The sequence below is a fragment of the Streptomyces sp. NPDC057445 genome (assembly GCF_042802855.1).
Taxonomy (GTDB): Bacteria; Actinomycetota; Actinomycetes; order Streptomycetales; family Streptomycetaceae; genus Streptomyces.
Window position 1 is genome coordinate 1 of the sequence record NZ_JBHVDH010000031.1, and the last position, 13,881, is coordinate 13,881.

The window sequence follows — 13,881 nt, forward strand, 5'->3', positions numbered from 1 at the left end:
CACCACTTTTTCGACCATGATCGACAAGGGGCGCAAGTCATGCCGGACCCGGAGACCGGGAACCCCATTGCGGGGCCACGAAAACGGTAACGGGGAGTCCGCTGCTCCGGTCCTCGTGGAGATGCTCCACGTCTTGCCGGGGCAGGTGAGAGATCGTGTACGCGGCCAACTGGTCCCTCGTGCGCCGCAGCAGGCTCAGAAGAATGCCGACAGTTGATCCGTGATATCGCGCCCAGTGGCTGCTCTCGTGGACGTAGGTCTTGTGCCAGGAGCCGACCGCCGTCACAAGATCGCTGGTGCGCGTGCGGGTCTGATCCTGGAAGAGGATCTGGCTGCGCAGATTCAACTCGGCGCCGCTCGAGTTCCGTAGACGTGGAGAGTGGACGGTCACCGGTTCTCCCCTTCCGAGCCGTCCGCACCCTGGTCGTCGTCTTCCGGTCGAGGAGGCTCCTCCTCCACGGGCCCCCGGTCACGCGCCCGCTCGACCAATGCCTTCAAGGCGTCATACAGGGTGTTCGTGGCCAGTCCGGCGGCGACGGAGATGGAGATCTCCGCCCAGTGGGCGTGGCGTAAGGAGTCGCGCCTGTTCTGCTGCAGGGGCGTGAGGGCGAGGGAGCACTTTCCGGCGAGGTGCTGATCCGCCTCTATTTCCCGTGCTAGCACCTTCAAGTTCGCGGCTTCGCCCCGGTATTCAAAGATCGGCATGGCGGGAGCCTACAACTGGCCTCCGGTTCCCGGATCGGGACTCGGACACCGCCGTCTTCGCTGGAGGACCGCTGTAGCGCAACGTCGGGTGAGTTCGCCCCCGGGTGGTCGTTTGAGGCCGGCGGCGACGTGGGGGGCCGGCGCCGGTATAGGCGCGGTCGGCGAGGACAGGGACGCCTTGTCGCTCACAGATCCGGATGATGTGGTGGCCCACGCCGACGCTCACTTTCCAGCAACATACGGCTGTCGTGGGTCGCTTCGGTGACTGATGGCCGGCGCGGTCCGACGCGCCCGTCGCCATCAGGGCGGCACGCGGACACAGGCGCCTGGCGACTACAACCTGTGCCAGGTGGGACCGTCAACGCGGGGCAGGCGGATGCGCCACTCCAACAGAGCCGCCGCCCCGAGATCATCAGTCAAGATCCGGACCAGTCCCGGGCCGGCGGTCCCGGCAACGTCCCCACGGCTGCCATATCCGCAGGTCAGCGAGCTGCTTGCGCTGTACAACCAGCAGACGAAGAATCTGCTGGGACGAACGCGCACCACACCGCAGCGCTTTGTCCGTGCCCGCAGAGCCGAGCGGCAAAGCCGGGTCGGACTATCAGTCAGGTCGCCTACCGCGCAACGGCCCTGAGCCGATCAGCCCCAAGATGTCCGAGTTCAACGGAGTGTAGTCAGCACCAAGTCAGCACGGGAGGGGTGAGCACAGGTGATGACGTGGGCTTTTAGTCAGCACCAAACCAGCACGGGAGTCAGCACCGCACCATCAAATCACCCTGAACTACGCGTCCCGGACGGCACCCGTTTCGACCACCATCGATCCCCTGAACCGCCTTTCCACGAGCCGGCATGGTGGCCACACGCATAGCCAACTCCCGAACTATGTTGCCTCGCCACATGTGCGCCTGACCTGCGTATTTCTACGGTGTGGCGACACGCAAACGTCCCCGTCACACCCCAGGAAGTGGTGCCGATGTCGTCGCCCGCAACCGCTCCACCGGCCCCGAACAACCTCAAGCGCATCGTCGCCGCCAGCCTCATCGGCACCACCATCGAGTGGTACGACTTCTTCCTGTACGGATCGGCCGCGGCGCTGGTCTTCAACAAGCTGTTCTTCCCGGACTCGGATCCGCTCGTCGGAACCCTGCTGTCGTTCCTGACGTACGCCGTCGGCTTCGCCGCGCGGCCGCTCGGGGCGCTGGTGTTCGGGCACTACGGGGATCGGCTCGGGCGCAAGAAGCTGCTGGTGCTGAGTCTGCTGCTGATGGGCGGGGCGACGTTCGCGATCGGCCTGCTGCCGACGCACGCCACCGTCGGGACGGCCGCTCCCGTACTGCTGACGGTGCTCCGGCTGGTGCAGGGGTTCGCGCTCGGTGGTGAGTGGGGCGGGGCCGTGCTGCTGGTGTCGGAGCACGGGGACGCCGGGCGGCGCGGGTTCTGGGCGTCGTGGCCGCAGACCGGTGCGCCGGCCGGGCAACTGCTGGCGACCGGTGTGCTGTCGGCGCTGACCGCGTTGTTGTCGGATGAGGCGTTCGGCTCCTGGGGCTGGCGCATACCGTTCCTGCTGTCCGGTGTACTCGTGGTCGTCGGCTTGTGGATTCGTCTCTCTGTCGATGAGTCGCCGGTCTTCAAGACCGCTCTGGCGCAGGCGGAGGCGCGCAAGGCCGCCACGGCCCAGGTCGAGAAGATGCCGCTGGTGGCGGTGTTGCGGCACCACTGGCGCGATGTGCTGATCGCGATGGGTGCCCGGATGGCCGAGAACATCAGCTACTACGTGATCACCGCCTTCATCCTCGTCTACGCGACCACCTCGGCCGGGCTCAGCAAGCAGACCGCCCTCAATGCCGTGCTCATCGCCTCCGCGGTGCACTTCGCGGTGATCCCGGCATGGGGCGCGCTGTCGGACCGGATCGGACGGCGGCCGGTGTATCTGATCGGCGCGGTCGGCGTCGGCCTGTGGATGTTCCCGTTCTTCTCGCTCATCGACTCCAAGTCGTTCGGCAGCCTGCTGCTGGCCGTCACGGTCGGCCTGGTGCTGCACGGGGCCATGTACGCGCCGCAGGCGGCGTTCTTCTCGGAGATGTTCGCGACGCGCATGCGGTACTCGGGCGCGTCCATCGGGGCCCAGTTCTCATCGGTGGCGGCAGGTGCCCCGGCCCCACTGATCGCGACCGCGCTCCTCGCCGAATACGGCAACTCCACGCCCATCGCCCTGTATGTCATCGCCGCCGCGCTTGTGACGGTCGTGGCGATCGCATGCGCCAAGGAGACCCGCGACCGGGATCTGGCGGACGTCACCGCAGGACAGGACGGACGGGAAGCGCGCGGCACGGATGCGGTGGCCGCCGCGGACGCCCCGACGTCCGCCTGACATCGGCGAAGGCCCAGGGTCTCTCGTCCGGATCAGGCCGGATCAGGGCGCCAGGGCATGCGAGCCCGGCAAGATCCGAACGAGAGACCCTGGGGGCCGCGTGAACCGTGCGAGGCGGTTCACGCGGCCCGCTGCGTCTGCCGGTGACCTCTCAGCGGACGACGGCCGCGGATATCTCGTGCAGCCGGAGGGCGAGCTGGATCTCCAGAGCGCGGGCCGGGGACTGCCAGTCCTCGCCGAGGAGCCGGCCGATGCGCTCCAGCCGCTGGGCGACCGTGTTCACGTGGACGTGCAGTTCGTCCTTCGTACGGGCCGGGCTCATGCCGCTGGCGAAGTACGCGTCGAGTGTGCGGACCAGGTCCGTGCCACGCCGCTCGTCGTAATCGGCGACGGGGCCGATGGTGCGCCGGACGAAGCCCGCGATGTCGCTGGTGTCGGCCAGCAGCAGTCCCAGGAAGCCCAGATCCTGCGCCGCCGCGCCTTCGCCGGAACGCCGCAGCAGCCGCAGGGCCTCGACGCATCGCAGCGCCTCCGCGTATGCCCCGGCTATCGAGCCCGGCGTGCCGACGGGCGCGTGGACCGGGGCAGAGGCGCCGACCGTCACGGGCTCACGGAGCGTGCCCCCGAGGTCCTTCGCGGTCTGGCGGGCGAGGTCGGTGGCGCCTTCTCCGGAGCGGAGCGGCAGCATCAGGACCGTACCGCCGTCGCGGGCAGCGGCCAGGCCGTGGCGGGTCGCCGCAAGATGGGACGCCGCGGACCACAGGCGCTGGCGGTCGGCGGTGGCACGGTCGGTGCCACCGGCGCCGGGCTGGATGTCGACGCGGGCGGCGAGCACGACATGCGGTGCGTCCAGATCGGCGCGGAGCCGCGCTGCGCGCTCCCGCAGCAGACGCGGGTCGCGCTCGGGCGCGTCCAGGAGGTCGTCGAGCAGCTCGCCCCGTACTCGCTGCTCGGCCTCGCCGGCGGAGCGACGGGCCAGCAGCAGAAGTGAGGTGACCATCGCGGCCCGCTCCAGTGTGCGTCGGTCGACGGGGTCGAGTGAGGGGTGTCCACGCAGGACGAGCGCTCCCAGCAGCTCGCCGCCCGCCGACACCGCGGCGACCCAGTCGTCGCCGTGCCGTATCGCGTGACCGTCGGCACCGATGAGCTCCAGGGCGGTGAGCGACGGGGCGTCGGGATCCGCGAACTCGACGGTGCCGTCGAGGACTTCGGACACCGCGCTTGCGACGTCATGCACCCCGCCGCCGTGCAGCACCAGTTCGGTGAGCCGGTCGTGCACGTCAGAGGCGCGCTCGATGACGCCGCTGTGGTCGCGGATGATCTCGTTGGCCCGCTCCAGCTCGGCGAGGGCGCTACGGGTCTCGGCGAGCAGGTTGGCGGTGTCGATGGCGACCGCCGCGTGGGCGGCGAACGAACCCAGCAGCGCCACCTGTTCCCGCTCGAAGACGCGAGCCCGCCGGTCGGCGGCGAACAGCACGCCGATCGCCTGGCTCCCCAGCATGAGAGGGACACCGAGGATCGCGACGAGGCCCTCGTCCCGGACGCCCGAGTCGATGGCGCGCGTGTGCTGGAAGCGCTCGTCGTCGAAATAGCTGTCGGTCACGTAGGGCCGGGCCGTCTGGGCGACGAGACCGCCGAGCCCCTCCCCCATGCCGAGCCGCAGCTGCTGGAAGCGGGCAGAGACGGAGCCCTCCGTGACCCGCATGTACGTGTCCCCGGCAGCCGGGTCGTTGAGGCTGAGATAGGCGACTTCCGTGCCGAGCAGCGAACGGGCACGCTGCACGATCGCCCTGAGCACCGCGTCGAGGTCGCGCAGACCGGACAGGTCGTGGGCGGTCTCGAACAGCGCGGACAGCTCCGCCTCACGGCGCCGTCTGCCCTCCAGCTCCGCGCGCACGCGCAGTGCGAGCTGCTTGGCATGCTCCAGGCCGGCCAGCGTCTCGGGGCCCGCGCCGCCCGCACGGGCGAGCAGCACGGGCCGGTCGTACGCCTCCGCGGCGGCGCCGCGGGCGAGGAGCTCCAGGTAAGAGGCCTGATCGTGGGACATGAACACAGGGATACCTGCCGTGCGGGGGGTCGCACCAGCCCTGTGGACGGCGCGGCCCCTGTGGACAACTCCGTCATCCCCTCGCCCCCGGCCGGGCGGGGCGGCCCGGCCCGTGAGGCGGCTCAGCGCGTTCAGTGCGCCGTCCAGCCCCCGTCCAGTGCCAGCGACATCCCGGTCATGAAGGAGGCATGCGGCGTGCAGAGGTACGCGACCGCCTCGGCCACCTCCTCCGGCTCGATGAGCCGCTTGAGCGCGGAGTCCTTCAGCAGGATGTCGGTGACGACCCGGTCCTGCGGGATGTCATGGGCAGCGGCCTGGTCGGCGATCTGTTTCTCGACCAGTGGGGTACGCACATAGCCGGGGTTGACGCAGTTGGAGGTGACCCCGTGCGGGGCACCCTCCAGAGCAGCGGTCTTGGAGAGCCCCTCCAGCCCATGTTTGGCAGCCACATAGGCCGATTTGTAGGCCGAGGCGCGCAATCCGTGGACGGAAGAGATGTTGACGATCCGCCCCCACCCCTGCCCGTACATGTGCGGCAGCGCTCCTCTGATCAGCCGGAACGGCGCCTCGAGCATGACGGTGAGCACCGTGCGGAAGACGTCGGGCGGGAACTGCTCGATCGGACGGACCAGCTGCAGCCCCGCGTTGTTGACGAGGATGTCGGTTCCCGCGGCTGCCGCCTCCGCCGCGTCGAGTTCGGTCAGATCGAGGACGAGGGGTTCCACCGAGCCCGGCACGCTCATCTCGAGCGCGCGCCCGACGAGCATGTCGAGACCGTCCGTCTCCCTGTCCACGGCCCTGACCTTGGCCCCGGCAGCGGCGAGCCGCAGCGCGCAGGCGCGCCCGATGCCGCTCGCCGCTCCGGTGACGAGGGCGGTACGGCCGGCGAGATCGAGGCCGACGGACCGTGTGGAGGCCAGGGAGTGGGGGGCGGGACCCGGATTCATGGTCATGTTCCGCACCCTAGGGAGGGCAAAGGCACCGACCGATGTGGGCAGCGCCCACAGTTCACTCAGGAACCATAGAGTCGAACCACGTCGGTCCATCGGTCAGCGCCTGCTTGATCCGGAAGAGTGCGAACTCCTGCAGCTCCGGAAGCGCGTCCACGGAGAACCAGCCGACTTCCAGTGATTCCTCGTCATTGACCCGTGCCTCGCCTCCGACGGCCCGGCAGCGCACACAGATGTCCATGAACTGGCACTGATCGCCGTTCGGGTATGTCACAGGCCTGTGCATGGCCTGTACGAGCACGACGCGCTCCACGACGCAGCGCACCGCGGTCTCCTCGTACACCTCACGCACGGCGGTCGTCGCGGGCTGCTCCCCCGGCTCCGGGATCCCGCCGATGATCGACCACTTCCCGGTGTCCGTCCGCCTGCCCAGCAGGACCCGCCCCTCGTCGTCGAGGACGACTGCGCTGACCCCCGGCAGAAAGAGCAGCTGAGTGCCCGCGCTCGCCCTGATCCGACGGATGAACTCAGGAGTGCCCATGGGTCCGACCCTATGTGCTGATCCACTGCGCCGCCTCAGGGCACGACGCGGCCGGGCGCCTCAGGCACCCGACCGTCCGCTGCCGCGCATACGGGTCCAGGCGGCGAAGCCGAGCGCCCCGGCGGCGAGCGCGACCAGGATGCCCTCGGGAAGGGTGCCCATGCGGGTGGCCGGAGTGAGCGAGGAGCGAAGAGGGACCTCGGCGACCAACGCGTCCGGGGTGAACATCTTCGTCTGCTGGACGATCTTCCCGTCGGGGCGGATGACCGCGCTGACGCCGCTGGTGACGGGGACGACCACGGCCCGGCCGTGCTCGACGGCTCGTACCCGCGACATCGCCAGCTGCTGGTACGTCATCTCGCTGCGCCCGAAGGTCGCGTTGTTGCTCGGCACGGAGATGAGCTGGGCACCATGGGTGACGGTGTCCCGCACGGCCCAGTCGAAGGCGGCTTCGTAGCAGGTCGCGAGGCCCACCTTCGTACCCGCGAGATCGAACACGCCCACCTTGTCGCCGGGGCCGAAGTCACGGCTCACGCGGTCGACGTTCGAGTTGAAGACCCGCACGACGGAGCGCATCGGGATGTACTCGCCGAACGGCTGCACATGCCGCTTGTCGTAGGTGGCGACAGGGCCGCGCGACGGATCCCATTCGATGAGGGTGTTGCGGAGCTTGCCCGTCTCGGGCGTGACGACGGCGCCGATCACGGTGGGCACGCCGATCTTCCTCACCGCCTCGTCGATGACGAGCCGCGCGTCCCCGTTGCGGTACGGGTCCAGGTCGGAGGAGTTCTCGGGCCACAGCACGAAGTCGGGCTTGGCCACCTTGCCCGCCGCGACATCGGCCGCGAGCTGCTCGGTACGGCGCGCGTGGTTGTCGAGGACCGCGCGGCGCTGGGAGTTGAAGTCCAGTCCGAGGCGCGGCACATTGCCCTGGATCGCGGCGACGGTCGCGGTGCCGTCCTCGGCCGAGTCGTCGACGAGCGGCAGCGCGGCGAGGGCCGCGGTGACGGGCACGAAGACGGTGAGTGCCGCTGCCGCGAGGGGGCCGCGCCGCAGCTCGCCGGTCTTGCGGTGGACATGGACCCGGCGCGCGGTCTCGTACAGCCCGAAGCCGCACAGGACGACACCGAAGCCGAGCACCGGCGTGCCGCCCACCGCGGCGAGCGGCAGGAACAGGCTGTCCGCCTGACCGAAGGCGATCTTGCCCCAGGGGAAGCCGCCGAACGGCACACGGGCCCGGACCGCTTCGCCGAGGACCCATACGGCCGCGCCCCACACCGGCCACAGCGGCAGGCGGGACACGGCCACGATGCCCACGCAGGTGAGGGCGACGAAGACTGCTTCGACAAAGGCGAGCGCGAGCCACGGGCCCGCGCCGACCTCCTCGCCCGTCCAGACGAGCAGCGGGAGCAGGAAGCCCAGGCCGGAGAGGTATCCGAGGCCGAGGGCCGCGCGCGGGCGGCGCCCCTGGAGGCACCATGCCAGCAGGGCGAAGCCGGGCAGAGTCAGCCACCACAGGGGACGGGGCGGGAAGCTCAGGTACAGCAGCACGCCTGACAGCGCGGCCGCGCCCGGTCGTACGAGCCGTCGCAGCAGCCTGAGGGGCGCGCCCTCGGGCGCCTCGACGGGCTGCCGGGTGTCGACGGGAGTCATGGTCGCGGTCACGTGCCGGAGTCTACGGTGGCGGGCTGGGTCGCGGCAGTCCGTCCCGGCCGAGACCGCCCATGGCGCGGTTGCGCCAGGGCGGGTAGGCCCGGGAACACAAATCCTGCGCAATCCATCCACAAAACCCGTCGTCGGCGTTACCGTGTGCGCCAGCCCTCCCATCTCCGCCTGCGCGACAGGCGGCGGGAAGGGTTCGCACAGGTCGGGGGCCGAGAAGGCCGGGGTCGGGGGTCGACATATGGCAGTACCGGCAGGCCGGTCGTCGGCCGCCGCGCGGGAGCGTGCGGACCGGGGCAACGGCCCCGATGCCATCGGTGTCGTCGTGCTCGGCGGCTGCGCGGCATGGGCACTGATCAGCGCGGCCGGCCGGGACGCTCGGCCCGAGGGCGTGCTGCTGGCCGTCCTGGCCGTCGCCGCCGGATACGCGTGCGGGCGGATCTGCGGCACGCTGCTTCCGGTGGCCACCGCTGCCGCCGCCGCGCTCGGCGGCCTGGCGCTGGCCCTCGCTTCGCCGCACGGGATGCCGGGCGTCGCGACCGTCGCCCCCACGCCACCGGGTCAGACGGGGGCCGCCGCGGCGCTGCTGGTCCTCGCGGTGGGCGCGGCGTGCTGTGCCGCGTCGGCGGCCGGGCCCGTGGCGATGCGCCTCATGCTGTGGCTCCTGGCGGTCGCCGTGGTCTGCGCCTCGCTCCTGCTCGGACCGGTCACGGGGTTCGTTGCCGCGCTCGGCGTGCTGCTGTGTTCGCTCGCGGCGGGCCGCATGCGCCGCCGGATGCTGGGGCTCGCCGGGTTCGCCCTGGCCACGGCGCTGGTGACCGGAGGCTCATGGGCAGTGGCGGAGGGCGCGCTCCCGGAGGGGCTCACGATCTCGCTCCAGGGGCAGCTCACGCAGCAGCGGGTGCAGCTGTGGCACGACGCCGCCGGCATGGCCAAGGAGCATCCGGTGCTCGGTGCGGGTCCCGACCGGTTCGGCGATCTGAGCCCGACGGTTCAGCAGGCGCTGTATTCCGACAGGAAGCCGCACTCCGCTCCGCTGCAGCAGGCCGCGGAGCAGGGCTTCGTCGGGGCGGGGCTGCTGGGCTCGCTGTTCTGCTGGATGCTGTACGGGCTGTGGCGCTCGTCGCGCGCGACGCCGGTGGTGCTCAGCGCGGGCGCCGCGCTGGCCGCTCTCGCCGCGCTGGCGAGCGTCGGCAATCCTCTGAGCTTCACCCCGGTCACCGCGGGCGCGGGCCTTCTCGCGGGCCTGGCCACGGCCCGGCAGGCCGCGGACGCCTTTGCTCCCGTGGCGTCGCCGGCCCGGGGAGCGGCCCTACCGAGGGAAGCGGCAACGAACACCCGTCACCCCGCCTGACTCGGGGCCGTCATCGACCGGGAATCGTCAGGGCTCCGCCGCCGGCCGGGCGGGACGTCCCAGGGCCCCGCCGCCCATCAGGCAGGTGACCCCACAGCCTGCCGGAGAGCACGCAGGAAGCCTCAGAGCCCCGCCACCGACGCGCAGGCATCTCAGAGCCCCGCCACCGACGAGGCAGGAACCTCAGAGCCCCGCCGCACTTCCCGTCGCCGGAAGCTGAATCTGCTCGCGGATGACCTGGACCGCAGTCGCGGCGTCGTCCACGGTGACCGTGAAGTTGCGGCCGTCGACGAGCGTGAGGATGACGCCCTCCCCGCGGCGGACGATGACGGCCGTTCCCTTCTCCGGGCGCCAGCGACAGCCCCACCCGCCCCAGTGGCGCGGGGTGACCTCGGGGGCGAACTCGGCGTCCACAACCTTCGCGAGCGGGATCCTCCGTCGCGGCACGCCGATATGGCCGCAGCGGACCTCCATGGCGTCACGGTCGACCGTGACGACCACATGGACGAAGGCGAGGGTGCCGAAGAGCATCAGCATCCCCGCCGCGACGCAGCCGATCACCGACATGAGGAGCGGGATGGTGCCCGAGGTCCAGGGCGAGTCGACGGCGAGTTCGATACCGAGCGCCATACAGGCCGCACCGGCGGCCGCGAGTACCCATTGGATGCGGTTGGTCGCGCGTCCGGTCCAGATGGGGGGCAGTGGCTCTGCGGCCTGCCCCTCAGCACAGGGGTGGTCCGTCATGCGTAGCAGCGTACTCACGTGGCGCCCGGGCGGCACCGGATCGTGCGGGGCGTAGTGCGGCCCCGCACACGCCCTCTGATCCGCGTCGCCGCAGGCCGCGACCCGGTCCGTCCGGCCGCCGGACGGGGGCGTCTCAGTGCGCCGGAGTGACGGGATTCACCGCACCGAGCATCCTGCCCTCCGCGTACGCCAGCGCCCGCTGCGGCAGCTGCGACATCCGGCCGCTGAGCAGCACGGTCAGCCGGGTGCTCGGCGTGGCGGCAGGCGCGGGCGAGGCACCGATGCGGCGCAGCGCCTGAGCGGCGACGGCCCCCGCGGAGCCGTGCAGGACGACCGGCCCCAGCCCTCCGGGCCGGCCGGCGCCGACCGCGGTACGGATGCGCTCTGCGACGAGCTCGTAGTGGGTGCAGCCGAGGACCACGGCGCTTACGTCCGTTGGAGTGAGACCGGCGGCCGCGGCCACGGAACGGTCGATCGCGTCCTCGTCGGCCTGCTCGACGGCGGCCGCGAGTCCGGGGCAGGGCACCTCGGTGACGTCGACACCATCGGCGAAGTCCCGGATGAGGCCGCGCTGATAGGCGCTGCCGGTGGTGGCAGGCGTGGCCCAGATGGCGATGCGGCCGCCGCCGGCGGCGGCCGGCTTGATGGCGGGGACCGTGCCGACGACCGGCAGGTCAGGCTCCAGTTCCGCCCGTAGCGTGGGCAGCGCATGGACGGAGGCGGTGTTGCAGGCGACGATCAGCGCGTCGGGGCGGTGGGCGGCCGCTGCCCGCGCGACGGCGAGCGCGTGCTCCGTCACGTCGTCCGGCGTCCGCGGGCCCCAGGGCATCCCGTCGGGGTCGGACGAGAGCACCAGATCGGCGTCCGGCCGCAGTCGGCGCACCGCGGCGGCCGCCGCCAGCAGACCGATTCCGGAGTCCATGAGCGCGATCTTCACCCGGTCACCCTAACCGACGGCCCTTGCGGTCCTGGCGGTGTGGGGCAGACTGCGGCGAATGGGCACCATTGCGTGGATCGCCTTGGGATCTCTGGCCGCGTGGCTGTGGCTGCTGCTCGGGCAGGGCTTCTTCTGGCGTACGGATCAGCGGCTGCCCCGGCGTGAGGCGCCGGGGACATGGCCGTACGTGGTGATCGTCGTACCCGCACGGGACGAGGCCGATGTACTGCCGGAGAGCCTGCCGTCGTTGCTGCGGCAGTCCTATCCGGGCGAAGCCGAGGTGATCCTGGTCGACGACGGCAGCACCGACGGTACGGGCAAGCTCGCGCGGGAGCTGTCCGAACGGTACGAGGGGCTGCCGCTCACCGTGACGACGCCGGGCGAGCCGGACCCTGGGTGGACGGGCAAGCTGTGGGCCCTGCGGCACGGTATGGCGCTCGCGCAGGCACGCCGGCCCGAGTATCTGCTGCTCACGGACGCCGATATCGCGCATGAGCCGGACAGCCTGGCCGAGCTGGTCGCGGCGGCCCGTACGAACGGCCTCGACCTCGTCTCGCAGATGGCGCGGCTGCGTGTGGCCACCGCCTGGGAGCGGCTGGTGGTGCCGGCCTTCGTCTACTTCTTCGCGCAGCTCTACCCGTTTCGCTGGATCAACAAGGAACGTGCCCGTGCCACAGCCGCCGCGGGCGGCTGTGTGCTGCTGCGCGCGCAGACGGCCCTGCGGGCCGGGATCCCGGAGTCCGTGCGTCAGTCGGTCATCGACGACGTGGCGGTGGCGCGGGCCGTCCGCCGGGCCGGCGGACGGGTGTGGCTGGGGCTCGCAGAGCGGGTGGACAGCATCCGCCCGTATCCCCGGCTGTCGGATCTGTGGCGGATGGTGTCGAGGAGCGCCTATGCCCAACTGCGGCACAATCCGCTGCTGCTCGCCGGGACGGTGGCCGGGCTCGCGGTGGTGTATCTCGCGCCGCCCGTCGCGCTCTGCGCCGCGCTGTCGGGGACGGACGCCCCGGGCGACGCCGTAGCGGGCTGGGCGGGGTTCCTCGCCTGGGCCGTGATGGCGGGCACGTACATCCCGATGCTCCGTTACTACCGGCAGACGCTGTGGCTCGCTCCCCTGCTGCCGTTCACGGCGCTGCTCTACCTCCTGATGACGCTCGACTCGGCGGTGCAGCACTACAGGGGGCGCGGCGCGGCCTGGAAGGGGCGTACGTACTCCCGCCCCGAAGCCGCGCCGGACCGTTGACGAGCGGCGTGGTCACTTCCTGCCCGGCGTCCAGTTCATGCCCCAGCCGTAGGCGTAGTCGATGGTGCGCTGGGGGCTGACTCCGCGTTCCGGCACCAGGTAGCGGGCCTCGCGCTGGACGACGAGGTCGCCGCCCTGGTTGGTGAGGAGGGCCAGGGCACAGACGGTCGAGGGGACGGTGCACTCGTCGAGGGAGAAGTCGACGGGGGCGCCGTGCTGCGGCTGGAGGGTGACGGTGGCGTGCAGATCGGCGAAACTGCGCGCGCCCTCGTAGATGGTGACGAAGATGACGACGCGGCGGAGCTTGTCCTTGTGGTCGAGGTTGACGGTGAGGTTCTCGCCGGAGTCCACCGCACCCGTACGGTCGTCGCCGTCGAGGTGGATGTACGGGGGTTGGTGGAGCGCCCCGAAGGCGTTGCCGAGGGCCTGGACGACTCCTTTGCGGCCGTCGGTGAGTTCATAGAGGGCGCAGAGGTCGAGGTCGAGGTCGGCGTGCACGGCGACGGCCCGGCCGAGCTTGGCTCCCCAGCCCTTGAACTGCTTGCGGACCTCCCAGTTGAGGTTGACGCGCATGGCACCCGACGTGCCGCCCTGCTTGCTGAGCGAGACGGTCGGCGACTCCTTCGTCAGGGTGACCTTGGTGAGGCGCACGGTGGCGGGACCGGGCGCGGTGGGTACGGCGGGCGCCGGCGGGGCGGTCACCGGTGGACGGGCCGGAGCCGCGGCGGGTGCGTGGTGAGGTGCCGGGGGCGGGGGCGCGGCCTGCTGGGGCTCGTCGACCGTGATGCCGAAGTCGGTCGCGAGGCCCTCGAGTCCACTCCCGTATCCCTGGCCCACGGCGCGGAACTTCCACGTGCCCTGGCGCCGGTAGAGCTCGCCGAGGATGAAAGCCGTCTCGACCGTCGCGTCCCGGCTGTCGTAGCGGGCGATCTCCGTGCCCGCGACGGCGTCGAGCAGGCGTACGTACAGTCCTGGCACCTGCCCGAAGCTGCCGCCGTCGGCCGACGCGGCGACGACGATCCGGTCGACGGTCGGCTCGACGCGCGCCAGGTCGACGAAGAGCTGGTCGGTCGCGCCGTCCGCCGCGGTGCGCTTGCCTTCGTGCCGGACCGCGCCCGAGGTGTGCGCCGGCTGGTTGTAGAAGACGAAGTCCGCGTCGGAGCGGACCTTCCCCGAGCCGGAGTCGAGCAGCAGGGCCGACGCGTCGACGTCGGGTACGCCGTTGCCCGACCGCCAGCCCAATTCGAGACGAACATTCAGGGCCGGTACTGGAACATTGGCTCCCTTGAGCATGGACATCCTCGCCCCCATCGCGGGTCCTCGTGCC

General features: G+C 71.2%; 12 protein-coding genes and 1 pseudogene. 3 read left to right on the forward strand and 10 right to left on the reverse strand.

Annotated elements, in window-relative coordinates:
* Positions 1 to 37: 37 nt before the first annotated feature.
* From ACFU5O_RS34755 to ACFU5O_RS34765, 3 genes and pseudogenes are all read right to left on the reverse strand, one after another.
* Positions 38 to 391 (reverse strand): hypothetical protein, encoded by a 354-nt coding sequence (locus ACFU5O_RS34755; RefSeq protein ID WP_384246519.1) that lies wholly within the window; start codon positions 389 to 391, stop codon positions 38 to 40.
* Positions 388 to 705: a hypothetical protein gene (locus ACFU5O_RS34760; RefSeq protein ID WP_384246520.1), complete on the reverse strand. Its 318-nt coding sequence runs from the start codon at positions 703 to 705 to the stop codon at positions 388 to 390. The genes ACFU5O_RS34755 and ACFU5O_RS34760 overlap by 4 nt, the downstream gene beginning before the upstream one ends.
* 87 nt (positions 706 to 792) lie before the next feature.
* Positions 793 to 913 (reverse strand): annotated as a pseudogene (locus tag ACFU5O_RS34765) (IS5/IS1182 family transposase); the annotation flags it as partial.
* A gap of 765 nt (positions 914 to 1,678) precedes the next feature.
* Between ACFU5O_RS34765 and ACFU5O_RS34770 the strand changes: the two are divergent.
* On the forward strand, positions 1,679 to 3,076 hold the full coding sequence (locus ACFU5O_RS34770) for an MFS transporter (RefSeq protein WP_384246522.1): 1,398 nt from the start codon (positions 1,679 to 1,681) through the stop codon (positions 3,074 to 3,076).
* 151 nt (positions 3,077 to 3,227) lie between these two features.
* On the opposite strand, the gene ACFU5O_RS34775 is transcribed toward ACFU5O_RS34770, so the two are convergent.
* From ACFU5O_RS34775 to lnt, 4 genes are all read right to left on the reverse strand, one after another.
* Positions 3,228 to 5,123, reverse strand: a complete 1,896-nt coding sequence (locus tag ACFU5O_RS34775; RefSeq protein ID WP_384246524.1) for a helix-turn-helix domain-containing protein — start codon at positions 5,121 to 5,123, stop codon at positions 3,228 to 3,230.
* 131 nt (positions 5,124 to 5,254) lie between these two features.
* Positions 5,255 to 6,076: a 3-hydroxybutyrate dehydrogenase gene (locus ACFU5O_RS34780; protein WP_384246525.1), complete on the reverse strand. Its 822-nt coding sequence runs from the start codon at positions 6,074 to 6,076 to the stop codon at positions 5,255 to 5,257.
* Between the two features lie 55 nt (positions 6,077 to 6,131).
* On the reverse strand, positions 6,132 to 6,614 hold the full coding sequence (locus tag ACFU5O_RS34785; protein ID WP_384246526.1) for an NUDIX domain-containing protein: 483 nt from the start codon (positions 6,612 to 6,614) through the stop codon (positions 6,132 to 6,134).
* Positions 6,615 to 6,674: 60 nt separating this feature from the next.
* Positions 6,675 to 8,279, reverse strand: a complete 1,605-nt coding sequence (lnt, locus tag ACFU5O_RS34790) for an apolipoprotein N-acyltransferase (protein WP_384246528.1) — start codon at positions 8,277 to 8,279, stop codon at positions 6,675 to 6,677.
* A 238-nt stretch (positions 8,280 to 8,517) separates the two neighbouring features.
* Between lnt and ACFU5O_RS34795 the strand changes: the two genes are divergently transcribed.
* Positions 8,518 to 9,630: an O-antigen ligase family protein gene (locus ACFU5O_RS34795; protein ID WP_384246529.1), complete on the forward strand. Its 1,113-nt coding sequence runs from the start codon at positions 8,518 to 8,520 to the stop codon at positions 9,628 to 9,630.
* Positions 9,631 to 9,813: 183 nt separating this feature from the next.
* On the opposite strand, the gene ACFU5O_RS34800 is transcribed toward ACFU5O_RS34795, so the two are convergent.
* A complete protein-coding gene (locus ACFU5O_RS34800) occupies positions 9,814 to 10,374 on the reverse strand; it encodes a hypothetical protein (RefSeq protein WP_384246531.1) in 561 nt (186 codons plus the stop codon).
* Between the two features lie 133 nt (positions 10,375 to 10,507).
* Positions 10,508 to 11,311, reverse strand: a complete 804-nt coding sequence (locus ACFU5O_RS34805; protein ID WP_384246532.1) for a glutamate racemase — start codon at positions 11,309 to 11,311, stop codon at positions 10,508 to 10,510.
* Between the two features lie 58 nt (positions 11,312 to 11,369).
* Here ACFU5O_RS34805 and ACFU5O_RS34810 point away from each other — a divergent pair, with 58 nt between their 5' ends.
* A complete protein-coding gene (locus tag ACFU5O_RS34810; protein ID WP_384246534.1) occupies positions 11,370 to 12,554 on the forward strand; it encodes a glycosyltransferase in 1,185 nt (394 codons plus the stop codon).
* 12 nt (positions 12,555 to 12,566) lie between these two features.
* Here ACFU5O_RS34810 and ACFU5O_RS34815 read toward each other — a convergent pair whose 3' ends face one another.
* Entirely contained in the window at positions 12,567 to 13,853 is a 1,287-nt protein-coding gene (locus ACFU5O_RS34815) for a TerD family protein (RefSeq protein ID WP_384246535.1), read from the reverse strand.
* Positions 13,854 to 13,881: the final 28 nt, after the last annotated feature.

Bases quoted from the DNA above. Each gene is read 5' to 3' on its own strand.
- ACFU5O_RS34780 (WP_384246525.1), bottom strand. From the start codon at position 6,076: ATGACCATGAATCCGGGTCCCGCCCCCCACTCCCTGGCCTCCACACGG.
- ACFU5O_RS34770 (WP_384246522.1), top strand. From the start codon at position 1,679: ATGTCGTCGCCCGCAACCGCTCCACCGGCCCCGAACAACCTCAAGCGC.
- ACFU5O_RS34800 (WP_384246531.1), bottom strand. From the start codon at position 10,374: ATGACGGACCACCCCTGTGCTGAGGGGCAGGCCGCAGAGCCACTGCCC.
- ACFU5O_RS34760 (WP_384246520.1), bottom strand. From the start codon at position 705: ATGCCGATCTTTGAATACCGGGGCGAAGCCGCGAACTTGAAGGTGCTA.
- ACFU5O_RS34810 (WP_384246534.1), top strand. From the start codon at position 11,370: ATGGGCACCATTGCGTGGATCGCCTTGGGATCTCTGGCCGCGTGGCTG.
- ACFU5O_RS34815 (WP_384246535.1), bottom strand. From the start codon at position 13,853: ATGTCCATGCTCAAGGGAGCCAATGTTCCAGTACCGGCCCTGAATGTT.
- ACFU5O_RS34795 (WP_384246529.1), top strand. From the start codon at position 8,518: ATGGCAGTACCGGCAGGCCGGTCGTCGGCCGCCGCGCGGGAGCGTGCG.
- ACFU5O_RS34785 (WP_384246526.1), bottom strand. From the start codon at position 6,614: ATGGGCACTCCTGAGTTCATCCGTCGGATCAGGGCGAGCGCGGGCACT.
- ACFU5O_RS34775 (WP_384246524.1), bottom strand. From the start codon at position 5,123: ATGTCCCACGATCAGGCCTCTTACCTGGAGCTCCTCGCCCGCGGCGCC.